We start from the raw sequence: 21,699 nt of genomic DNA, 5'->3' as shown, positions 1-21,699 counted from the left end.
TCCGCTAACACCGTTAGAGCCAAAGTAGATGGCATCGGGCTCGCGCCCTACCGCTAAAAAATGCTTCACAGCGTTGACCGCAAGGGTTGGAAACTGGGAAAGCCCACCAGTCGCGTCATCCGCCGCGGACGAAATCATGCCACTGCATCCCGTCGGGCAATGTCGTCGACGCAGCGAACTCCAAATGCAAAATCCGTCGATGACGCGTCGTGCCCGGCTTGGACGGGCCACTGCTGTGGCTGATCAGAGGACGCATCGCGAGCACATCGCCGGCATCCGCATGGACGTCAACCGCGCCGTCCAGGCCTGCACCATCGCAGTCGCTGGATCGATGCGACCCAGGAATCACCCGCAGGGGGCCGTTCTCTTCGGTCACCTCATCCAAGTGAATCCGCAGCGTCAGCATCTGCTTCAAGACGTCATCGCATGCGATCACGTGCGGCACGCCGGCTTTTGTGGTGGGGCGTGAATACGAGGTAGACGCGATCGAGTTGTCTTTCACCGCGATCGACGTGTCCTTGTGCCAAGCCAGTCCCCAAGTGCGATCCGGTGGCTTGTCAAAGAACAGGGCTCGCACCAAACCGAATTCCGCACCGAGTTGCTCACGCAGGAATGGCAACAGTGGATCGCTCTGCCAGAACGTTGTTGCCTCGGCAATCGACTCGATCAGATTTCGTGCCGCGTACACATGACCGCGACTGGACCGAGCCCGCACGCCCTGGGTATCACCGTCAAACGCGCGGCTGCACGCCTCCAACAGGCTCGCGATCGATTCCCCGGACACGGCGCTCTTGAGAAGACAAAATCCATCCCGTTCCAGGTGCCAGTCATTCACGTCGACCACAACGATCCTACTTCCCTCGCTTCATCGCTTTTTGCAATCCTTCGGCTTCGCCGTACAGCGGTGAATCGCTGCCCCGGCTGCCGGGCACCATCGGCGCGTCATCGGCAGGAATCCACTCGCGATGCTCCGCAATGATCGCGGCAAGCTTCGGATCGTCGGCAAGATTGTGGTGTTCGTCCCGGTCGGTTCGATGGTCATACAGTTCTTCGGAACCGTCGCGATAACGGATGTAGTGGTAGTGCCGCGAATGAACCGAATGATTGCCGGGACCAAACGTGCAAATCGCGGGATGTTCCCACGGCGACGCGGTGTCGTTCAACAGTCCGTCTAGACTGTGTCCGTCCAGGCCTTCCGGGACCGGCAAACGACAGCTTTCCACCAGCGTGGGATAGACGTCGATCAAGCCGACCGGTGCGTCACAATCCGCTCCGCCGGCGATCCCCGGTCCGGCGACGATCAGCGGAACCCGCGTCGTCCGCTGCCACAGGCTGCGTTTGGCCCACTTGTTCTTTTCGCCGAGATGGAAACCATGATCGCTGAACAGCACCACGATCGTGTTGTCATCCAGCCCGGCCGCTGCGATCGAATCGGTCACCATCCCGACCAGGTGATCGACAAATGAAATGGACGCCAAGTAGGCCTGTACGGCATGTTTGTCTTCGCCATTGTCTTTCATCCACTCGTATCGCGGGGCCGTCGGATTCAGACTCAGCTGAACCGCGATCGGCGGTACGTCGTCAAGATCTCCGCGGGGCACCGGTGGCATCACCAGCGTTTCCAGCGGATACAGGTCAAACCATTTCTTGCTCGCGTAGATCGGCACGTGGGGCAGGTGAAAGCCGATCGCCATGAAAAACGGCTCATCGCGTTTGGCTAATTCCGGGATCCGCTTGGCAGCCCACGCCGCGGTGTGATAGTCCCGCTGGTCTTCATCGGCAAAGTCGACTTGTCCCCAATCCCAAGCGGGATGCGAACCCGGCACCCGATAACGCAGTTTTTCGGTTTTCCCAGGCGGGCGCCTGAGGCCGCGCGATCGCTGGACGTGATCGAACGAAGCGGCATCGGCGGGCCCGTGAAAGATTTTGCCCATCGACTCGGCGCGATAGCCGCCCGCGCGAAAGTGCTGGAACATCGTCACCGCGTCGCGGGTGACGTCGACGTCACGAAACCCGGGCGCCAGAAAGTAATGTCCCGTCGTCGACGGCAGCTTGCCCAGCAACATGCTGATCCGCGACGGATTGCAGATCGGTGCCTGGCAGTGCGCGTTGGTGAAATTCACGCCCCGAGACGCTAACTTGTCGATCTGCGGCGTTTGCACTTGGGGATGCCCCTCCAAACATCCCACCCAGTCGTTGAGATCGTCGATGGCAACGAGAACCACGTTGGGAGGTTCGGCGGCTCCGGCGATGGCAGCCGACATCGTCAACGAAACGGCCAATACGATGAATCGGATCATGGTGTGAGATGGACCTTGTGCGCTGTGAGAGTAAATCGGGGGCATCTGGCATCATAACATCTCTGCGAGACCAGACGGGGCGATTCCATCACTTCACCCGCAGGGCCTCAACCGGAATCACCGCCATCTCGGCGCTATTGAGATTTGCTCGTCGGCCGCCGTTGTTGGAATACCCGACGTACAGCTTGCCCTCGTGTTCGATGGCGCACGGATACGACAGACTCAGGTTTTCGGCGGATTCTCCCGGCTGATCGTGATGCCTGGACCGGCGGATGACAAACACGCGGCGGAACGTGTTTTCGTTCGGGCGAGAAACGGCGATCGTCAGCGGTGTTCGTTTTCCCCCGTTATCCCGGGCCGTCGTACAGACCAGATAGCGCTGGCCCGTGCTCAACACTCCGGCGGCCGGCTTGGAAGTCGCCATCGGAAGATTACTGGGGCGAGAAGCCGACCAGGTGCGACCGTAGTCGTTGCTGGTCGCGGCCAGGGCCGACGCCGCGCCACCGTAACGAGCGAGATTAAAAACGGTGTTCCCGTCGACAAACAGCGAAGACTCTCCCCACATCCGTTTGACCGGCTTGCTGACGGGGATCGGAACGAGGTCCCACTGGGTGAAGTCGTCGCCGTGGCTGATCGCGACGGCGGCCGGGAACGCCGCGTCGCCGGAGTAGCGTTTGCCCAGAAAACCGGGCATGATCCAGTTGCCGTCGTCCATTCGCACGGGCTGATTCATCGGCCAGAACCCCTGTTCCAGCACGACGCCCAGGGGCTGCCAGTGGCCGGTCGATTCCTCCAAGCGATAGGCCCGGGTATGAATGCGGTCCATGCGTCCGTAATAGGCACCGTGAAACGCCCACAAGGTTTGCCCGTGAGACAGAAACACGCCGTGGCTGACGGCCAGATTCTCTTCTGCACCGGCGTCGATCACCTGCAGCGGTCCCCAGGTTTTTCCGCCATCGTCACTGACACGAAATTGGGCTTCTTCGGTGACCGTGTTTTCGGCGCCCCGGTTGTGGCCAAACGATGCGAACAAATGTCCCTTGTGCCAAGCGAGTGAGACGCCATGCAGAAACGTATAGCCGTCTCGGGGCTGGTCCCACTTCTTGATCACGTGGAACTCAACGCCGCCGAGTTGAGGCAGGTCGTCGGCCTTGGGCAGCGTCGATGCGACGTCCCAGAGCGGAAACAACGGCGCCGGTTTGGGGATCTCATGCCGCGCCGTCACCGGCCGATACTGCGCCGCGATCTCATCCGGCCGCAGCGCCCGCGGAATCAACCGGGCTTCGTCCAGTGCCCCGAAGAACGTCTGCCGGATCTGCCCGTCGTCGCTGACACCACCGAACGTCAAGGGAGCGCCGGTCGATCGAATCGGATGGTCTAGCTTGACGGTTCCCTTGAATGCTCCATCCACGAACAACTCGGCGCAATCCCGTTTCATCACCAAGCCAATCTGGTGCCAACGGCCCGGCTGTGCCTGTGGTCCCTCGACGGTCAGCCAGCGTCCCTGCCAGAGATAAAGTCGAAAATGCCCGTCACGGTCCACCATCAGTGACCACTCTCGCTCATCCAACGAATACCGGTTCTTCGCAGCGATCATCTGCTGATCGCGATCCGATGCGTAGGGATTGACCCAGATCGTGAAGGTCAATTCGTCAGCCTCGAACGCACTTCCAACGTCTTTCGCTTCGATGGTCGACTGGCCGTCCAACACGACACATGTTCCATCGGCTCCCTTGCCCGAACGAGCGCTGCCGTGGAGTTCGATGTCGGACGAATCGGCCGCGTCGAGTGACCAGCGAACGAAATTTTCGGCTGCCGCCGGCAAGGACACAGCAGCAAACAATAGGAGTATTGATAACCGGGACATTGGATGCATGAATCTTCTGTTCTTTACTTTCGACCGACCGGTCGTGAAGGCGACGCGTCGCGTGATTCGGCCTGCGGGGAGAGATACCCCGACGATCGTCTGCCGGCACGCTCATCGCGAGCGATTTCGATTGGGACAAGCTGTAGTCCGTCGACGGAAACATAACCGTCGGCGCCGTCGTTCGAAATGACCACGGCCCCGGACTGGCCTTTGCCAAAGTGAAAGACCCCCAGCGCCGGAGGGACGTTGTCGACGATCGCCGGGTCTTGTTGATTGACCGAGACGACGTTCACTCCGTCGCCAGAGTGAATCGTCACCTTGGTCCTGGAGCAACGGTTGGCATCGGCAGTGTAGAGCAGTCGCACTTCGTAGCGGCCGGCGGCGGGGAGGGTCGGCTTGAAAGTCATCGTTTTTTTGCCGCGGTCGGAGTTTGCATCGTGGTGATAAGAGGAACCGATCCATGATGGCAGGCCGGAGCTTCGCACCCACTGGCCGGTGAACTCCGCTTCGTCGTCATCCAACGCGATGCCGGGCAAATCGGCGGCGTTGACCGATGTCCGTGGCGTCTTCCTCGCGCCGTGCTCCCATTGCAGCACCTGACCGTCGGCGATCAGTCGCGTCCGCAGCGTGGCGTAGTCGACCTGCTGCACCGGAACGTTCGCGTCGATCGCATGGCATGCGGCGGTGGCGGCGGACTGGCTGGTCACCATCAACACGGGTTCCATGCGAATACTGGCAAAGGCCGTGTGGCTGGCGGATAGGGCGAACGTGACGAACAGGTTCTGGCACTCGGACGGCTTCGGCACGATCGCGTCGTAGCCGATGTTGTACGGCCCGAACCCGCCGCGTCCCCCGGCAACTTTCCCCTCCCGCGCCACCACACCGTCTTTGACGATGCGTCTGATTTCGTGAACGTCGGTGCCGTACGAACCGAGACCGATGCACTTCGGTGCAATTTGGCGGCCGAAGGTGTGATGTTCGGTCAGAACGAGATCGCTGATCATGCGGCGGCCTTCTCGAATGTACAACTGATGGGGCCAACCGCCGTGGTCGGTGAACTCGTCTTTCGGCAGCCCGAATCGACCTGCCTCGTCACGTACTTTCTGCGGAACACGGGGATCGGTGGACAGAAAATGAAACAGGCCGCGATGGTAGTTCTCGATCTCCTTGGCGATCTGCTCGCGTCGATCGAACGTCGCTTCGGGCCATTCCCAACTGGCGCCCGGCAGATTCCCGCCGAAGGTGGCGGTGTTGAAATCCCATTTGTCGTTCGGCAGCGGGTCGTGCTTGCTGAACCAGCGGAGGTCCATCTCGTCGCCGTTGGCGAGACAGGCCTCGATAAATCGAGCGACCAACTCGTAGCGTTTCGGATCGTAGTCGTCCGGCGCTTCGATGGGCCTGCTGTTGGTTTGGTCGGTGGTCAAACAGAGGCGAAAACAATACGCCATGATCCCGGGAGCCGCGTCGCCGTGATTGCCGGGCTCACCGTCGCTGACCAGCGGCAGCAGCCCACTGGAAGGGACTCCCTTGATGACGTAGGGGTCGAGGGGGAAGTCGCGATCCCAGACTCCCTGGCCGCCGGGGACACGGCCATTCGCCTGCGGTTGCTCGTGCCCGGTGCGGGGCGCGTATTTCGCCGTGTAATGAATGCCGTTGTACTGCTCGCCGTATTGAGCATTGGCTTCGCGAGTCAGCGTGTAGGAAACCCCCGCCGCCGCCATCAAGTCACCTTCGTAGGTCGTGTCAAGGAACATTTTAGCACGAATGCTTCGGCCGTCCTGGGTGACCAGTTTTGTGATGCGGGCGTCGTCTTTGCGGACCGATCTCAGCCGGGCGTTGCGGAGCACGACGACACCGGCTTCGGTCGCCATCTCATCAAAAACCCGTTCGGCGACATGGGGTTCGATCGAATACGCGCCGCCGGTTGCGGGACCGCCGTTGCCCTTGAACGGCTGCCCCCAGTTCAATTCCTTGCCATACGTCGCCACCAGCCGCGTGAAGTACTCGCGGGTCAGTCCGCCGACGCTGCGAGGGTCACCGATATCGACGGCACTTAACCCGCCGGACGTCATCCCGCCGAGGTGTCTCCCCGGTTCCACAAGCACGGTGCGTTTGCCCATCCGCGCCGCCTGAACCGCGGCCACGACGCCGCCGGATGTGCCTCCGTACACACAGACATCGGCCTCGATCGCGTGGGCAATCGACGGAAACGTCAGCAGGATCGCAACACAGATTGAAATTGTTGATCGATCGTTCGTTGCCATCTGATTGATTGGGGCTCGGTTCATAAACTGTATCGTTGCGATCATCCGTTGCGACGTGCCCGAATGCGTTCCGGTGTCGCCTTCATCGTCTCATCCAATGCGGGATGAATTGACCGGGACGCGATGTCCGGTGCGGGGGGGGCGGGCATTTTAGTCCAGCGGCCCGGCGAGATGTTGCCGCGTGGAAATCCGCAACGGCTTGCCCTTCAACGGCACACGAAGTGTTTCGGATTGACGTGATTCGGCGAGACGAAGCAATCGAGGTTCCCCCAATCAACGCGATCTGTTCTTCGGTGTGCCCCGGGAAGCCTCGCTGGCCGGTAAACCACCAACCACCCGAAGCAAAAGACCGGGCTGAACGGACTGTCGCTGCGTAGCAGCGACCGGGAATCGCCGAAAGGCTAGACACCAACACGTATGCTCGTGCCGTTCGCACCTGCCCCTTTTTGGGCGGCACGGTATTTGCCAGAGTAAATAGGGCTAAGATCTCCGGGTGGCAGCTTGCGTGCTGTAAGGCGTTTGGTCCCAACTACCGAGTCACTATGAAAGCTTTTCTGATCACCTGGGCGGCTCACGTTCGTGACAGCTATTGGTTCGTCCCGTCGTTGATGGCGGTCGGTGCGATCGTGCTGTCATTTGTGACGACCGCGATCGACAGCCACTTCGGTGCAGGATGGCTTGAAGAAGTCAGTTGGCTTTACGCGAACAAGCCCGCCGGTGCTCGCGCCGTACTTTCCAGTGTCGCCGGATCGATGATTACCGTTGCCGGTGTCACGTTCTCCATGACGATTCTCTCGATCTCCTACACCACCTCTCAAGTCGGTCCGCGTCTTCTGAAGAATTTCATGCGGGATACCGGCAACCAGTTCACCCTGGGCGTTTTTATCTCGACATTCCTCTATTGCCTGATGGTCCTGAGGACGGTTCGCAACGGAGAGAGCGGTCATGGTCCCGACGCAATGACTTCCGCGTTTGTTCCGCAGATCGCGATCATCGTCGGAATCCTGATGGCGATCGCCAGCGTAGGAGTTCTGATCTACTTTATTCACCATATCCCCGAAAGCATTCACGTTCCCAACATCGTGGCGGGAATCGGGCGTGATCTCAATCGGCAAATTGAGCATCAGTTTCCCTCCCGTACAGGCAAACCACACGAACAGAGATCGCTACGACAGGTCGAATCAAAATTGCCCGGCTCGTTCTACAATACGGCAACGGCTATCAAAGCAATGTCCCCCGGATATGTGGAGTTTGTCGATACGGACGGACTGATGCAGATTGCCGTGCAAAACGAATTGGTGATCCGGATGCGGTTTCGCGCGGGCGATTATGTCACCCCCGGAAATGTGCTGATGTTGGCGTCCCCCGAATCCAATGTTACCGATGAAATCGTTGAACAAATGCTTGCCACGTTCGTTTCAGGCTCACAGCGGACTGCGAAACAGAATCTGCGGTTTGTCTTCAACCAGCTCATCGAGGTGGCGATGCGGGCACTGTCTCCTGGCGTGAACGATCCGTTTACCGCAACGAACTGCATGGATTGGATCCAATCGGCCTTGGAGAATCTTGCCGACCGAGAACTGCCAGACGCCTACCGATACGACGACGACCAGACGCTTCGTATCGTTGCCGAACCGGAGCAGTTCGAGGATTTTGCGTCATTGGTGTTCGATCAGCTCCGACCGTATGTCTCGGCCGACCGCAATGCGTCGATTCACATGATGGAAATGATTGCCAAGGTCGCGGTTTCGGCACCCAGCGAATCACACCGCCGGTTGTTGGTGAAACATGCCGCTGCCCTGAGACGCACGAGCAAGAAGACGCTTCATGACGAACGTGGAGTAGAGTTGTTGAACGAACGCTATCGATCGATCATTTGGCTGCTTCGCGATCCAGACTATCGCCGACAAGTGATCGACACGGGGAACTGGATCGGCGGAAGAGCCTAATCGAGAAAAGAGGTTTGGAGCATGAAAGGCCGAATCGGTGGTGATTGGAGACAGGTCCTGGATCGGCGATCCCTCTCCGTTTGTTCATGCCGCGTCCTCACGCACCGGATACACCCACGTCAATGCCACGAATTACTCGGGACTGGATCCGGCAGTGCAACTTTCGCTGATGGTGCCATCGAAAGCGGGGGAATCGCAGCCTCCCGGCGGCGGGATGTTATTGCTCAACGAAGAGCAAACCCAAGCGTTCATCAAAGCGATCACCGATGCGATTGAATCGAAGCCCGGAGAGACAAAGGAGGGAGTGCAGGTCAAGACCTCGCTCGAAGGCGCTCAGTGGTCTTTGGCAGCGGCGAACGATCACGATGCCCGGGTCTTGCATCTGGAAAACAAGACCAAGGAAAAAACACATCGCTACCGTTTCTCCGTCAATGCTTCGAAAAAACTGCTCGGTGCGATCAAGCATTCTCTCAACAAGCTCGAAGCTGCGGCTGAAGAATAAGCCGTCATGTGATGTCTCGCCATGCCTGACAGCCCGACGGGATGCCCGGCTACAGGTGGCGTACGCTTCCAGCTTGCGTCAGTGTCAGGCCACGCCTGACAGCCCTAAGGGTCGACTACGATACAGATTACAATGCTCGCCGATTGGGCGAGATTCAAGACAGCACGACCTATCAAGGGACGACGGGAGCGATCCATGCCGCTAAAGATCATTTGTCTTGCGACAATCTGCTGGGCGTGTTTCGGGCCGCCGGTGACGTTTGCCGACGATCGTCCGCCCAATTTCGTGATCATCTTCACCGACGACCAGGGCTACGCCGACGTGGGTTGCTTCGGATCACCGAACATCCGCACGCCGCGGTTGGATGCGATGGCCGCCGAAGGCGTGAAGTTCACGAGCTTCTATGCACAACCGATTTGCGGTCCGTCGCGGGCGGCGTTGATGACCGGATGCTATCCGATGCGTGTCGCCGAACGCGGCAACACGAAGCAGGTTCACCCGATTCTTCACAGCGATGAAATCACCGTCGCGGAGATCCTCAAGACGAAAGGCTACGCCACCGCCTGCTTCGGGAAATGGGATCTGGCCAAGCACGCCCAGCAGGATTTCTACATGGACCTGTTCCCTACCCGCCAAGGCTTCGATTCTTTCTTCGGCACGCCGACGAGTAACGACAGAGTCGTTGATCTGTATCGCAATGAAGAACTGATCGAACCAAAAACGGAGATGGCGACGCTGACCCGGCGGTATACCGACGAAGCGATCGCGTTCATGCGGAAGCACAAGGATCAGCCGTTTTTTGCTTACATCCCCCATACGATGCCGCACACTCGCCTGGACGCGTCGCCGAAATTCAAAGGCAAAAGCCCACGAGGTTTGTATGGCGACGTGATTGAGGAAATCGATTTCAACGTCGGCCGACTGCTCGACGCCGTCACGGAAATGGGGCTCAAAGACAACACCTACGTCATCTTTACCAGCGACAACGGTCCGTGGCTGATCAAGAACAAAGACCATGCCGACGGACACCTTCCCGGCGACCACGGTGGATCGGCAGGTCGATTGCGAAGCGGCAAAGTGTCGACCTTTGAAGGCGGCGTGCGGGTGCCCTGCATCGTTTGGGGGAATCGTCACGTGCCGGCGGGACAAACCTGTGATTCGATTGCCAGCACGCTGGATGTCCTTCCCACGTTCGCGGCGCTAGCCGGTGCCGAACTGCCGTCCGATCGCGTCATCGACGGCGAAGACATTCGGCATCTATTGCACGGCAAGTTTGAAGACGCAAACCCAGACAAAGCGTATTTCTATTATCTGCGCGTCCACCTGCAGGCCGTCCGTCAGGGCAAATGGAAATTGCATCTGCCGCGCGAGGACGAACCCGTCGGCGCGGTGGAGTTCCGCCGAAATGTGCACATCGCCCCGGCCGATCGCATCGGTTTTGACAGCCCGTTTCTGGTCGACCTGGAGCAAGATCCCGGTGAAACGACGAACGTGGCGGACGACCACCCCGCGGTCGTGTGGAGTCTCGTGGCGCTCGCCAACGAGATGCGGTCGGACCTCGGCGACTACGACCGTGTCGGCAACAACATGCGATTCTTCGATCTGCAAGGGCCGAGACCGACGACTCCGCCGTTGCCCGTTCGCCCCAACCGCGGCACGAAGTAGAACGAGCACGAAGGCTTTGTCAACGCTAAATTTTAGAGTCAGCAAGAAAGTGGCGTAAGCTTCCAGCTTGCGTTTCACGAGTGAAACGAGACGGCAAGCTGGAAGCTTACGCCACTTCGAAAGATTGCCAGAGCACTAACGGGCGCGTGACACGCGTTCGCAGCAGAACTTGTATTTTTTTCCGCTGTTGCAGGGGCAGGGATCGTAGCGGCCTGGTTTTGTGGCTTGGTCCTTGGGCGGGTCGACCTCGCGGATGATACGACGGACCTCATCCAGACCGACAGAATTAAATTGCTCACGTTCGAAAGGCGTCGATCCGGTCAGCAATTCGTACAGCAGCACGCCGAGCGAATAGATGTCGCTCCGCGTGTCGATCATCACGCTCCCCGCTGGTGTGGTGATGCGGTGCTTGTTTGCCCGTTCTTTAAGATCGGGTGCGTCCGTCCCGTTCGGCTTTCTCGAGAAGGGCTTGCAGTCGTTTCACGACCTCGGGCCGTTGTTCGGAGAGATCGCTCTGTTCGCCCGGATCGTTGGCCAAGTCGTATAGCTCATTCCCTTGGTCTTTGTCGCTGCCGTATCGCACGATCAACTTCCAGCGACCGGTGCAGACCGCGATCGCACTGTCTTTGCCATTGCCCAGAATCAAAACCGCCTCTCGCCCGGCAATTCGACGTTCCTTGCCCAGCAGCACCGGAATTAAACTGAACGAGTCGACGGCGGCATGATGCGGAAGTTCACCGCCGATGAACTCCGCCGACGTGGCGAACAAGTCCGCTAGCGTGACCGTGCAGTCGGACGTGCTTCCCGCTTCGATTCGTCCGGGCCAACGAACGATCAAGGGGACTCGGTGGCCGCCCTCGTAGGCATAGCCTTTTCCATCTCGCCATGGCCCGTTGGTGACGTGCCCCATCTTCTTTGCATCTTCCTTGGCGGTCTTGTACTTCTTCAGGATGTCTCCGGAGCCATCGGCCAGATTCAGTTTGACGCCATGGGTTCCCTTGAAATCCTTCGGCGTGGATCCGTTGTCGCTGGTGAACACGACCAATGTCTCGTCGGCTAGCCCCAACGCATCGAGCGTGTCGAGAATGGTGCCGACATGCGCATCGAGTTCCTGCACATGGTCCCCGAACAGTCCGGCTTTGCTGCTGCCGCGGAACTCGGCCGCCGGGGTGACGTGGGTGTGCGGGGCGCAAGGGGTAAAGTACAGAAAGAACGGCCGGTCGGCATTGCGTTGCAGAAACGCGACGGCCTTGTCGGTGAGTGTGCTGTCGACTTGGTCTTCAACCCGCGGCCGGTCGAGGCCTTCGGGAAAGTCCCGCCCTTTGACGATGCGATAGGGTTCGCCCGGCTTGCGACCGACCAGATCGTGGTTTTCGATGAACGCCCGAGTCGAATCGTTGTGATTGGAGGGCACGCCGAAGTGATAATCGAAGCCGACCTCCAACGGCCCGGTAATCGGCAACTCGTTCCAGTCCTTGCTGTATCCCAGGTGCCATTTCCCGATCGCCGCCGACGTGTAACCGGCCTGTTTGAGGTACGATGCAAGTGTGGTCTGGCCGGGACTGAGGCGGTAACCATTGCCTTTTCGATGAAGCCGCCAAGGGGATTGGCCTGTCAACAATCCGTAACGGGAGGGCGAACAGAGCGAGGCTGCCGAATGGGCATCCGAAAACCGCATCCCCTGGCTCGCCAGACGGTCAATGTTCGGAGTGCTGATCTTGGTCGCTCCATAACAACTGACGTCCCCGTATCCGAGGTCGTCGGCAAAAATGATCACAAGATTGGGGGTTGCCGTGGTCGCTGCGGAGGTCTCAGGATTCGTCCCGCAGAAGATCGCCGCCGCGAGAATGAAGACCGAAAACGCTGTTGGTTGGTAGTTCATGGCCGCGTAGTATACTTGCTTCGTTTATCGTGATCCGGACAGATCATCCGGACTGAGAATACCAACCACTCGAACGAGACGCCACGCACATGAACAAAATGCCCACTGTGTCGCTCGCCACCTTCGTTCTCGTGCTCGCCTGTACTCAAGCTGTGCCCGCGTTCGGCCAATTTGTCCACCCCGGGATCGCCCACAGCCGAGCCAGTATTGAGTTTGTCAAATCCAAGATCGCGGCGGAGGAACAGCCCTGGGGTGATGCGTGGGAACGACTCCGCAGCTCGCGTTATGCCTCCCTCGACTGGAAACCGCAGCCTTTCGCACACGTCGAGCGTGGTGCCTACAACGATCCCGACATCGGATCGTCCGAATTCAGCAGTGATGCACGGGCGGCCTATTACCATGCGCTTTGCTGGGCCCTTTCGGGAAAGGAATTGCACGCCGTCAAGTCTGCGGAGATCCTCAACGCGTGGTCCGGGACGCTGCAGTCGATCGGCAACCATGATGCCCGATTGCTGATCGGCATGAGCGGGCACGACTTTTGTATCGCGGCGGAACTGCTTAAACACACGTGGGGACAATGGCCTGAAAATGAGCAAGCACGGTTCGAATCGATGCTGCGAAACGTCTGGTACCCGGTGATCAAAGACTTTTATCCGACGGCCAACGGCAATTGGGACGCATCGATGTTGCAGGTGATGATCGCGATGAGTGTCGTCCTGGACGACCGACAGATGTTCGACCGAGCCAAGGATTACTATCTCGGCGGCAAAGGCAACGGCGCGATCGGGAACTACTTCATGGAATCCGGGCAGTGCCAAGAATCTGGTCGAGACCAAGCCCACACCCAGATGGGATTGGAGTTTTTAGCCAACACTTGCGAGACGGCATGGATCCAGGGCGTCGATCTGTACGGCGCCCTGGACAACCGGCTGCTGAAGGGATTTGAGTACACCGCAAAGTACAACTTGGGTTTCGACGTGCCATACGTCGCGTACCGAAGTGTGGAAGGACGCTATCACTACAAATCGATCTCCAATAACAGTCGCGGCAGATTGCGCCCGATGTACGAACGGGTCTTCAATCACTACCACAATCGTCGAGGCTTGGAAGCTCCCTACACCGAGCAAGCCGCATTAAAACTCCGCGAGAGTCAGTCCGAGACGCGCGACGCGTCGAACCGGCGTGATGCGAACCCGCGTGATTCGAATTCACGCCGCGACCGTGACCGTGACGGTCGCCGTCGCCGCGGTCGATCGGCATCATCGCACCTCGACACCCTGATGTACGCCGGTCATCCGGCTGACCTTCAGCCGATCGACTAGCAAGCACACCGTTGCGGCGTATTGATGGGTGATCCGACGCGACGAATGCCACGCGGAGGGCTTAAAGCATCTGACGCACATCAGACGCATGCGTCGGGAATGCGAACAACGTCGACTTGATGTCCGCGGCTGTCAATCCAAACTTCATGGCCAGTGCGAATAAGTTAATCGTCTCGTCCGCCGCCGGGCCGATCAGGTGTGCCCCCAGGATACGATCGCTGTCTTTGTCGATGAGTAGTTTGTACCCGCCACAAGGTTGGAGTGATTTGCGGACCGAACCCGTCAACGACGTGTCTTGATGGTGAACGACAACGTTGTGCGATTCTTCTGCCTGATGTTGTGACATCCCCACTGATGCGATCGGCGGAACGGTAAAGGCGACTTTCGGAATCTGTCCACAGTCCGGCCGATCTTGCGGGTGTTCGGCGAACAGGTTTTCGACGACGGCGCGTGCCTCTTCATTGGCAACCGGCGTGAGGCGCGGCTTTCCCGTATCAGCACAGTCACCCGCAGAATAAACGACCGGATTGGAGATGCTTCGCATCTGCGAATCGACTTTGATTCCATCGTCGCCGAAAGCAATCTTCCCGGCTTTCAGATTCAAGCAACCGAGGTTCGGCACACGCCCCGCGCCGTGAACCACCAAGTCGGCTTCCAAGGTCGCTTGCCTCCGCCCCGGTTCACCGTAGTGCACGACGAACGACCCGTCATCCCGTTGGGAAATCTCGGCGACCTCCGCATGGGTCCGGACGTCGATTCCGTGCAGCTTCCCGTAGTGCACCAATTGCTTGACCAGGTCCGGATCAAATGGGGACAGCACACGGCCACCCCTTTCCAAAACAGTCACCTGCGAGCCGAACCGCGCTGCCACACATGCAAACTCCATGGATATATAGCCGCCTCCGATGAAGACAATCTGCTGCGGAATCGTTTCTAAATCAAGAAACTCGTCACTACGAATCACCAGTTCGCCGCCGCGCACGCCGAGCGGTCGCGGATGGGCTCCGACGCCGATAAAAATGCGATCTCCGGAGAGTTGCTGTTCACCGACACGGACCGTCGTTGGATCAATGAACGCTGCCTCCCCATGAAAGGTCGCGATCCCGCGTTTCTGGAACGATGCTTCGCTGTGATCAAGTACAGGATCGGTGAATTCACGCTTGAATCGCAATAGCCTTGTCCAATTGGCATGCAGCTCTTCGGATTCAATGAACTTGTCCTGTCCATTGCAAACCCGATCGATCAAATCAGCTGCATTGGTGTAGACCTTCTTCGGGTTGCAACCACGTAGTGCACAGGTGCCGCCATATTCCCGCGACTCGATGACAGCGACCCGCTTCCCATCATCCGCAGTCTTCTTCGCGATCGTTGACGCGGACGGACCGGTTCCGATCGCAATGAGGTCAAATCGGTCGCTTCTCATGCCAGATCAATTTCCAGTCTGTAGTGAAATCGGTTCGCGCCCTGAATGAACCGCACACTCTGTGCCAACCATTCGGTACAGGCTTTGCTTAGGTTACCCGCGCACCCGCCATCGTCTGGCCACCCGCCATCGTCTGGCACGCGCTGTTGCCGATAGGCCGACTTTCAGGGCACGGCGCCGAATCTTTTGAACATAAAAACCCGGGACCCTCTCGTGAAGCGTTATCGAGACCTCATGCATGCCTTGTTGCTGACGTTCGCCGCCACGCTCGGATTCGTTCTGGCAGGCTGCGAGAACAAAGAAACGTTGCTCGAGGTGGAAACGCCGGACGGCGAGATTGAAGTTCAGCGTGATCGCAAAACGGGCGACGTGAACGTCGCCCGTGGTCGATTAGCAACCAATCGCCTCGCCGTGAATAGACGGGCCGTCGCAAACACCGTGTTGCCGCGACACCTGTCCGAGTTCTTCCGCATTGGTCCGTAACGTGCATGAAGTGGTTTGGGCCGCTCAGCGAAGCGGCGTTCTTCTAACACTCAACAAACAAAGGGACGAAAAATGAATTGGGATCAAATCGAAGGCAAGTGGAAACAAGTCAAGGGTCAGGCGCAACAGAAGTGGGGCAAATTGACCGACGACGAACTCGATCGCATCGATGGCAAGCGTGAAGAGATGGTCGGTGTCGTGCAAGAACGATACGGCATCGCCCGCGATGAAGCAGAACGCCAAGTGCGAGAGTTTGAATCCTCTTGCAATTGCTAGCCATAGACTGCAGGCAGCCAGCCCGCAATTCGACAAAAGGCGATCGACGTTTCCATTTGACGCCTGACGCGGGCAGCGGATAGCCGTGACTGACAACGCTCGCGACATTTCCGTGGCTGAAATGAACCCCGAGCAGTTGCCGGTCGCGGAGCACGAATTGCATGGATGGCCCCACTTTGCGGGGTTGTATGCCGGCGCGCACGTGGCGGCGACCTCGAAGGCTTTCGGGGATCCGGTCGGCTTCGACACCGCGGCGAAACGCTTGGCGGTTTGTCAATTTTTTTCCAAATTGCGTGTCGGAAGTTTTGCGGTTCTGGATGAGATAGCGTGGACTGCCTTGGGGCCCACGATGCCTGATTTCCCAGACACGAGCGAAAGCCTGGTGACGCCAAAGGTATGGCCCGGCAGGTGCATCTGGCGGTTTCTCCGGCTATCGGTCGTCGGAAAAAGAATGAGTTCGGATCAATTCAACCCGTTTTGGCAATTGGAGCATGACATGCCTAGAACGCGTCCTCGATCCCATCCAGACGGACTCCGAGGAGTTGCTGGGCGAGCGTGTCGAGTTGGTCTTCCGAACCCTGCAGATGGTAGGTTCGTTGCACGTGCCGCATCGTCTCGCCGGGTTTCAGTGCCGCGGCTGGGGATGAGGTTTCCAGCTCGTAAAACGGTCCCAGCGGGGGCTTGCCCGGTTCGGGTGAACCATCGTTGTAGGAATTGATCACGTCACCGGAATACGGCTGATCCTGCAGCTCCCACATCGAGTTGACGAATCCGTGTGGCGCGTCCTGAACGTTGTAGGTGACGATGTTCAACACTCCTCCGGCGGCGTCGTAGCTGCCTGCGATTCCCTTGGAACGCTGCGGACTGATTCCGATCTTCCCGCGACGCGTGCCGTCGCCGCGGAAAAACAGCTTGTCGTCTTCGACTTGCAGGTAATCCGGCGGCACCTTACCGAAGTACGTGTCATTGACCCTTGGGCCGAGCTGCTTGTCGCTGCCCTGGTGAAAGGGAATGACCACGGTTGTTTCGGGGGAGGGGTTGTACATGCCGAGGATCCAGATCGAAAGCAGCCCGGTTTCCGGCTTCCAGGCGTGCGAACCGGTGTTGGTGATTCGGTTGTCCGTCTCATAGCCCACCATCCGCAGCCCCTCACCGAGTTCGACGTCCAACAACTGGGAGGCCTCTTGCTTGTCCAGCAGTTTCACGGTGCGTTCAATCCCCACCTGGAACTCGGCGCCGCTGTAGTTGATCAGTTCCGTCGCGTGCTTGAACCTTGCCGATGCGCCGGTTTGTTCGACGAGTTCGTAGGCTTCGGTATCGATTGCCGGTGGAGTGGCCCAGTCGGAGAATTCGAAGTTTGATCCTGGCTTAAAGAACAAGGCGTACTGACCGCCTTCCGGTCCCAGCCAGAACCGTTCTTCTCCGCCGAAGATAGAGATGTGCTCTTCGAGCGTGCCCTTTTTCTGCTCGTCCGAAAGGAGGCCCTGTTGGATGACCGGGCGGTTGATCCAGCCGAAGCTCGGTCCGGACTGGTGGTCGAAGGTGCTGGTCATCACACGGCCCTGATAGGCGGGCGCCACGGCGACCGCGGCGCCGCCGTCACGCAACACAACGATCGGCGTATGTTTTTTCATAAAGGCCAAGTCGTCGGCAAACGTGTCGTCGGCAGAAGCCCCCTGGGCAGCCATACCGAGAGCTGCTCCAACGATTCCCAAACAAATTTTCATCGGTATCTTCATCTTATTGTTTCTCCGTTACATTAAACCGCTCAATGAAGGGCAGCCGGGTGTTCCGGCCTCTCGCCCGTCCGATCTCAACGCCCCATGTCGGAATTTCACCCGTCCCGCTCTGCGTAAACGCTTCAGGACGATAGGCTCCCCCGGCCCACGGACCATCGATCACGTGGTGCGTTTTCGAAAAATGGATTCCGTCCTCAGCATAGAGGATCGAATTGGTGATCGCTTTCGGCCCCGTCGTGCCGATCATCGCGGCGACGCCCGAGCCCTGCGGCCAGACCAGTACTTCGTGATTGCCGGGGATCACCGGATTCGCCTCGTGCCGCACATAGGGACCCTGCGGATGTTCGGCGATCGCCAGGCCCATTTGAGTTTGCCCGGGACCTTTGCCCAGCTGGCGGCCTTTGTAGTAAAACCAGTACCTGCCGTCGCGAACGATCAGGCAGGCATCATCGACAAGATGGCTGTCGAAATCCGACGGGTTGTCGCTGTTCTTCAAAGCCGGATTGGTGGCCAGACGCTGCCAGGGACCCTCGGGCGAGTCCGACACGGCGATCCCGATCTTTGAATCAGGATTGAATCCCTTGCCGTACGCTCTGGACGTTCCGGTGTAGAACAGCCAGTAGCGTCCTTCGGCAACCAGAATGTTGGGCGTGAAGACGCTTGCCCCTTCCCAGCTTCCGGGTTCGCCCTTGGCAAGCGCCATGCCTTTCTCGGTCCACTTGTGACCATCCGGCGAGGTCGCATACCAGACGGTCGCATCGTATCCCGGCGAGATCTTTCCCTTCGAATACCACACGTAATACAAGTCGTCGACTTTGATGATGTCGCTCGGGTCACGACGCATGACGCCTGGTTCGGCACCGATGCCTTCGACCGCCGAATGCGTGACCGTGATGGTTCCGGTGGCGGGTTCGTCGGCGTGGGTAGCAACCGCCATGAGCGCAGTGGCTACGGCCAGATAAAATCTTTTCATGCTTTGCTCCGAAGGTGTCTCTGTTCGTCCGGCAAGTTCTGAGGTGTATTCAATGCGGTCGAGACGCACAGGCAGAAGGCGAGTGGCAGGTGATAGATCATGATCGCTCCTGCGGATCGACCAAGTTGATTTTTCGTTGATCGGATCCGGTGACGCGGACGTCGCCGAGTTCCGCGACGGCTTCTTCGGCCCGGGTTTGAAGCCGCTGCACGATCGAGGGGTGATCGTCGGCGATGTTGTGTTTTTCGCCGAGGTCGTGCTTCAAATTGAAGAGTCTCGGTTCACGCAAGGTCACAAAGCCTTTCGTCTTGTCCGGCTTCTTGGACCAGAACGGCTGATCCTTCGGCGTCCGCGGCAGATGCAGTTTCCAGTCGCCCTCACGGACCGCCTGCAGATTGGTGCCGTTGTAGTAGTACAGAACCTTGTGGGGCGTTTCGGTCACCTTGCCTTGAAGGATGGGCAGGATCTGTTTCCCGTCGATCTTACGATCACTCGGTGGCTCCACTCCGGCGAGTTCACAGAACAGGGGCAACAGGTCCATGCTGGTCAGCGTGACATCGGACACTCGGTTGGGCGGAATCTTGCCAGGCCAGCGAAAAATGCCCGGTACGCGGTGTCCGCCTTCCATCGTGCAGTACTTGCCGCCGTTCAAGCCGCCCGTGGACCCGAATCTTGTCGGGCCGTTGTCCGAAGTAAAGACCACGAGCGTGTTGTCATCGAGGCCGGCATCGCGAATCGATTTCATGATCCGCCCGGTGCTGTGATCAAGTTCTTTGATGAAGTCCCCGTACTTGCCTTTCTGTGACGAGCCGACGAAGTCTTTGCTGGGCAACAGCGGGGAATGCACGATGTGATGCGAAACGTAGATGAAAAACGGATCGTCTTTCTGCCGCTCGATGAATTTGACAACTTCATCGGTATAGCGTCGTGTCAGTTCCTGACATCGAACGTTCTGTTGTTCGACTTTCTTGCCGCGATACAGCGTGTTGTAGTTTGGCCCGCGGTTCTTGGAGTAATTGCTGGGGATGCCAAGGTGTTCGTCGAATCCGGCGTCGATCGGATGGGAGCCCTCGACGTCCATGCCCAAGTGCCACTTGCCCACCATCAGCGAACGATAGCCGGCGGGCCCAAGCAATTCGGGGATCGTGATTTCATCGGGGGCGAAACCGTAGTCCTTGTACTTGGAACCCGGCGTTTCCGTTCGGGCGACTGGCATGCCGCATCGCATCGGGTAGCGTCCGGTCAACAGCGAGGCCCGCGAAGGGCTGCACACATTGGCCGGAACAAAAAAATCCGTGCTGCGAAATCCTTCTTCGGACAGCGCGTCAATGTGTGGAGTTTTAACGCCTTTTGGGCTGTAACAACTGATGTCGCCGTACCCGAGATCATCGGCGAAGATCACCACGAAATTTGGCTTGCGGTCGTCCGCTCGGACCGGTTGAGTAAACAGCCCGCTTAGAGCTGCAATCACCAGGATGGGTAGGACGCAGGATTTCGGATTCAATGACATTTGAAGTTTCTCTTTGGGCCTGTCAAGATCGTCTCTCTACTTGGGTGTAAACCGGCTTGGCGAAAGCGGTGGAGTTGTTTTCCGCGACGACGCTTTCTGATTAATCGAGGTGGGTGACGACGACGTAGTACGCGCCCAACTCGCCGTCCTTGATCTCGAAATAGGGGGCGAGCTGATGCGAACCCTTTTTGAGTTTCGTGACGAAGCGGACTGCTTCGGCATCCGTCTCGACCGGCTTCCGGTCAAGATCCTTGCCGTCCAGACGCAGCACACCGTGGGTCGCGCCGATGACAACTCCGGGCGTGGTGCGAAACGCCTTTGCGGCTCCTGAGACGTTGTCGCCCGCAGAGAGCGGCGCATTGATCGCAGTTCCCGACTCGACGGGCCAGCGGCGGAGAGAGATTTCGTACGTGCCATCTTGGATCACCTTGACCGCCCAGTGGCCCTTGTGAACGAGTTCTCCGGAGGCCTGAAGCTCAATCGCCGCGCGGATCGAACCTTGGTGCCATGGGGGATAAACCTCCTGGATCCAGTCGTGAGCGGTCAGGCTCACAACCGGGTGTTCGGGATGGCCGAGGTAAATCTCGGTCGTTTGCGAAAATGTCGGCTCAAGCTCCGCCCACCACTGTTCATAAAACTCTCGCATCTTCGCGACGACCTGGGGACGCTTCTTAGCGATGTTGTTCTTTTGTCCCGGGTCCGCTGCGATATCGTACAGCTCTTTACCGTTGATCAGCCGATACTGTTGCGACATGACCGACGATCCACGCCACTTGATCGGATCGCGAACGCGTTGCGAATCGCTGATGACAAACCGTTCAGGCCAATCGACGTCTTTGGTCGGATCGAGCAAGCTGGCGATCGAGACGCCATCAAATTTCACCGATTCAGGCTTCGGTACGCCGGTCATGTCGAGCAGCGTTGGTACGATGTCGACGGCGTGGGTTAGCTGGTCGACATGGTGCTGCTTGGTCAAGCCACCGGCCGGCCAATGCACAAAGAACGGTACGCGGTGACCACCGTCATACGGGCTTCCTTTGCCGGCACGCATTCCGGCATTGTAGATCTTTGGCCCGCTCGCCGTCCCGTTGTCCGTCGTGAAAATGAAGATGGTATTCTCAGCGATTCCGAGTTCTTCGATCAGCTCGCGGGTCTTGCCAACATTGTCATCGATGTTGGTGATCATGCCGTAGAACGCGGCGATGTTGTCAGACTGGTCAGCAGCGAGCAACGCGTGGGGGAACACGTCGGGGCGACGTGGTAATCACGCAGACCGGAGCTTTCCGATGCCAGCTTGTCGATGTCTGGCGTCTTGATGATCGGGTTCCCCGTGCATCCGAGGTCGCCGTAGCCCTGGTCGTCCGACATGATCAGGATCACGTTCGGACGAGCGGCCTGGGCCACATGCCCCAGCCCCCACGACAACGTCGAAAGTAGCGCGAAAGCGAATAAGGCAATGCCTGATGTCTGCATGTTATTTCGTTCCTCAGGGGAAAAAGTGTTCAGAGATGAATCGCAGGGGTGCAAGTGTTGGTGTGCAGGCT

General features: G+C 58.6%; 18 protein-coding genes. 6 read left to right on the top strand and 12 right to left on the bottom strand.

Going from position 1 to position 21,699, the window contains the following annotated elements:
- Positions 1-115: 115 nt before the first annotated feature.
- The 4 genes from NZK35_RS25205 to NZK35_RS25190 all read right to left on the bottom strand — a co-directional run bounded on the left by NZK35_RS25205 (position 116) and on the right by NZK35_RS25190 (position 6,455).
- Positions 116-844: a phytanoyl-CoA dioxygenase family protein gene (locus NZK35_RS25205; RefSeq protein WP_259635291.1), complete on the bottom strand. Its 729-nt coding sequence runs from the start codon at positions 842-844 to the stop codon at positions 116-118.
- Positions 845-851: 7 nt separating this feature from the next.
- The gene (locus NZK35_RS25200) at positions 852-2,300 is read right to left on the bottom strand and encodes a sulfatase (protein WP_259635290.1); all 1,449 of its coding nucleotides are present in this window, start codon (positions 2,298-2,300) and stop codon (positions 852-854) included.
- Between the two features lie 88 nt (positions 2,301-2,388).
- The gene (locus tag NZK35_RS25195; protein WP_259635289.1) at positions 2,389-4,143 is read right to left on the bottom strand and encodes an exo-alpha-sialidase; all 1,755 of its coding nucleotides are present in this window, start codon (positions 4,141-4,143) and stop codon (positions 2,389-2,391) included.
- 47 nt (positions 4,144-4,190) lie between these two features.
- Positions 4,191-6,455: an FAD-dependent oxidoreductase gene (locus tag NZK35_RS25190; RefSeq protein ID WP_259635288.1), complete on the bottom strand. Its 2,265-nt coding sequence runs from the start codon at positions 6,453-6,455 to the stop codon at positions 4,191-4,193.
- 518 nt (positions 6,456-6,973) lie between these two features.
- Between NZK35_RS25190 and NZK35_RS25185 the strand changes: the two genes are divergently transcribed.
- The 3 genes from NZK35_RS25185 (at position 6,974) to NZK35_RS25175 (ending at position 10,547) form a co-directional block, all read left to right on the top strand.
- On the top strand, positions 6,974-8,380 hold the full coding sequence (locus NZK35_RS25185) for a DUF2254 domain-containing protein (protein WP_259635287.1): 1,407 nt from the start codon (positions 6,974-6,976) through the stop codon (positions 8,378-8,380).
- Between the two features lie 40 nt (positions 8,381-8,420).
- Entirely contained in the window at positions 8,421-8,882 is a 462-nt protein-coding gene (locus NZK35_RS25180) for a hypothetical protein (protein ID WP_259635286.1), read from the top strand.
- A 195-nt stretch (positions 8,883-9,077) separates the two neighbouring features.
- On the top strand, positions 9,078-10,547 hold the full coding sequence (locus tag NZK35_RS25175) for a sulfatase family protein (RefSeq protein ID WP_259635285.1): 1,470 nt from the start codon (positions 9,078-9,080) through the stop codon (positions 10,545-10,547).
- A gap of 135 nt (positions 10,548-10,682) precedes the next feature.
- On the opposite strand, the gene NZK35_RS34975 is transcribed toward NZK35_RS25175, so the two are convergent.
- Together NZK35_RS34975 and NZK35_RS25160 are read right to left on the bottom strand one after the other, a co-directional pair.
- Positions 10,683-10,802, bottom strand: coding sequence for an SEC-C metal-binding domain-containing protein (locus NZK35_RS34975; protein ID WP_407699829.1), 120 nt, complete (start codon positions 10,800-10,802; stop codon positions 10,683-10,685).
- Between the two features lie 169 nt (positions 10,803-10,971).
- A complete protein-coding gene (locus NZK35_RS25160; protein WP_259635284.1) occupies positions 10,972-12,429 on the bottom strand; it encodes a sulfatase-like hydrolase/transferase in 1,458 nt (485 codons plus the stop codon).
- Positions 12,430-12,527: 98 nt separating this feature from the next.
- Between NZK35_RS25160 and NZK35_RS25155 the strand changes: the two genes are divergently transcribed.
- A complete protein-coding gene (locus NZK35_RS25155) occupies positions 12,528-13,751 on the top strand; it encodes an alginate lyase family protein (protein WP_259635283.1) in 1,224 nt (407 codons plus the stop codon).
- 61 nt (positions 13,752-13,812) lie between these two features.
- Here the strand turns inward: NZK35_RS25155 and NZK35_RS25150 are convergent, their stop codons facing one another.
- Positions 13,813-15,174 (bottom strand): dihydrolipoyl dehydrogenase family protein, encoded by a 1,362-nt coding sequence (locus tag NZK35_RS25150; RefSeq protein ID WP_259635282.1) that lies wholly within the window; start codon positions 15,172-15,174, stop codon positions 13,813-13,815.
- Positions 15,175-15,387: 213 nt separating this feature from the next.
- Here NZK35_RS25150 and NZK35_RS25145 point away from each other — a divergent pair, with 213 nt between their 5' ends.
- Both NZK35_RS25145 and NZK35_RS25140 read left to right on the top strand, forming a co-directional pair.
- Positions 15,388-15,657, top strand: coding sequence for a hypothetical protein (locus NZK35_RS25145; protein ID WP_259635281.1), 270 nt, complete (start codon positions 15,388-15,390; stop codon positions 15,655-15,657).
- Positions 15,658-15,729: 72 nt separating this feature from the next.
- Positions 15,730-15,933, top strand: coding sequence for a CsbD family protein (locus tag NZK35_RS25140; protein WP_259635280.1), 204 nt, complete (start codon positions 15,730-15,732; stop codon positions 15,931-15,933).
- A gap of 500 nt (positions 15,934-16,433) precedes the next feature.
- Here NZK35_RS25140 and NZK35_RS25135 read toward each other — a convergent pair whose 3' ends face one another.
- From NZK35_RS25135 to NZK35_RS25115, 5 genes are all read right to left on the bottom strand, one after another.
- On the bottom strand, positions 16,434-17,672 hold the full coding sequence (locus NZK35_RS25135; protein ID WP_259635279.1) for a DUF6786 family protein: 1,239 nt from the start codon (positions 17,670-17,672) through the stop codon (positions 16,434-16,436).
- A gap of 1 nt (position 17,673) precedes the next feature.
- Positions 17,674-18,645: a family 43 glycosylhydrolase gene (locus NZK35_RS25130; protein WP_259635278.1), complete on the bottom strand. Its 972-nt coding sequence runs from the start codon at positions 18,643-18,645 to the stop codon at positions 17,674-17,676.
- A gap of 97 nt (positions 18,646-18,742) precedes the next feature.
- Positions 18,743-20,155, bottom strand: a complete 1,413-nt coding sequence (locus tag NZK35_RS25125) for a sulfatase family protein (protein WP_259635277.1) — start codon at positions 20,153-20,155, stop codon at positions 18,743-18,745.
- Positions 20,156-20,255: 100 nt separating this feature from the next.
- The gene (locus tag NZK35_RS25120; protein ID WP_259635276.1) at positions 20,256-21,386 is read right to left on the bottom strand and encodes a sulfatase-like hydrolase/transferase; all 1,131 of its coding nucleotides are present in this window, start codon (positions 21,384-21,386) and stop codon (positions 20,256-20,258) included.
- Entirely contained in the window at positions 21,338-21,628 is a 291-nt protein-coding gene (locus NZK35_RS25115) for a sulfatase-like hydrolase/transferase (RefSeq protein ID WP_259635275.1), read from the bottom strand. Before NZK35_RS25115 ends, NZK35_RS25120 begins: the two co-directional genes overlap by 49 nt.
- Between the last annotated feature and the right edge of the window lie 71 nt (positions 21,629-21,699).

The organism is Stieleria sedimenti (assembly GCF_025060895.1).
Taxonomy (GTDB): Bacteria; Planctomycetota; Planctomycetia; order Pirellulales; family Pirellulaceae; genus Stieleria; species Stieleria sedimenti.
Note: the sequence above shows the minus strand (reverse complement) of the source record. Positions and strands in the feature narration are given on the sequence as shown.

What these genes read in the sequence shown, in the direction of transcription:
- NZK35_RS25200 (WP_259635290.1), bottom strand. Translation starts at nt 2,300, where the DNA reads ATGATCCGATTCATCGTATTGGCCGTTTCGTTGACGATGTCGGCTGCC.
- NZK35_RS25190 (WP_259635288.1), bottom strand. Translation starts at nt 6,455, where the DNA reads ATGAACCGAGCCCCAATCAATCAGATGGCAACGAACGATCGATCAACA.
- NZK35_RS25185 (WP_259635287.1), top strand. Translation starts at nt 6,974, where the DNA reads ATGAAAGCTTTTCTGATCACCTGGGCGGCTCACGTTCGTGACAGCTAT.
- NZK35_RS25175 (WP_259635285.1), top strand. Translation starts at nt 9,078, where the DNA reads ATGCCGCTAAAGATCATTTGTCTTGCGACAATCTGCTGGGCGTGTTTC.
- NZK35_RS25160 (WP_259635284.1), bottom strand. Translation starts at nt 12,429, where the DNA reads ATGAACTACCAACCAACAGCGTTTTCGGTCTTCATTCTCGCGGCGGCG.
- NZK35_RS25155 (WP_259635283.1), top strand. Translation starts at nt 12,528, where the DNA reads ATGCCCACTGTGTCGCTCGCCACCTTCGTTCTCGTGCTCGCCTGTACT.
- NZK35_RS25150 (WP_259635282.1), bottom strand. Translation starts at nt 15,174, where the DNA reads ATGAGAAGCGACCGATTTGACCTCATTGCGATCGGAACCGGTCCGTCC.
- NZK35_RS25140 (WP_259635280.1), top strand. Translation starts at nt 15,730, where the DNA reads ATGAATTGGGATCAAATCGAAGGCAAGTGGAAACAAGTCAAGGGTCAG.
- NZK35_RS25135 (WP_259635279.1), bottom strand. Translation starts at nt 17,672, where the DNA reads ATGAAGATACCGATGAAAATTTGTTTGGGAATCGTTGGAGCAGCTCTC.
- NZK35_RS25130 (WP_259635278.1), bottom strand. Translation starts at nt 18,645, where the DNA reads ATGAAAAGATTTTATCTGGCCGTAGCCACTGCGCTCATGGCGGTTGCT.
- NZK35_RS25125 (WP_259635277.1), bottom strand. Translation starts at nt 20,155, where the DNA reads ATGTCATTGAATCCGAAATCCTGCGTCCTACCCATCCTGGTGATTGCA.
- NZK35_RS25115 (WP_259635275.1), bottom strand. Translation starts at nt 21,628, where the DNA reads ATGCAGACATCAGGCATTGCCTTATTCGCTTTCGCGCTACTTTCGACG.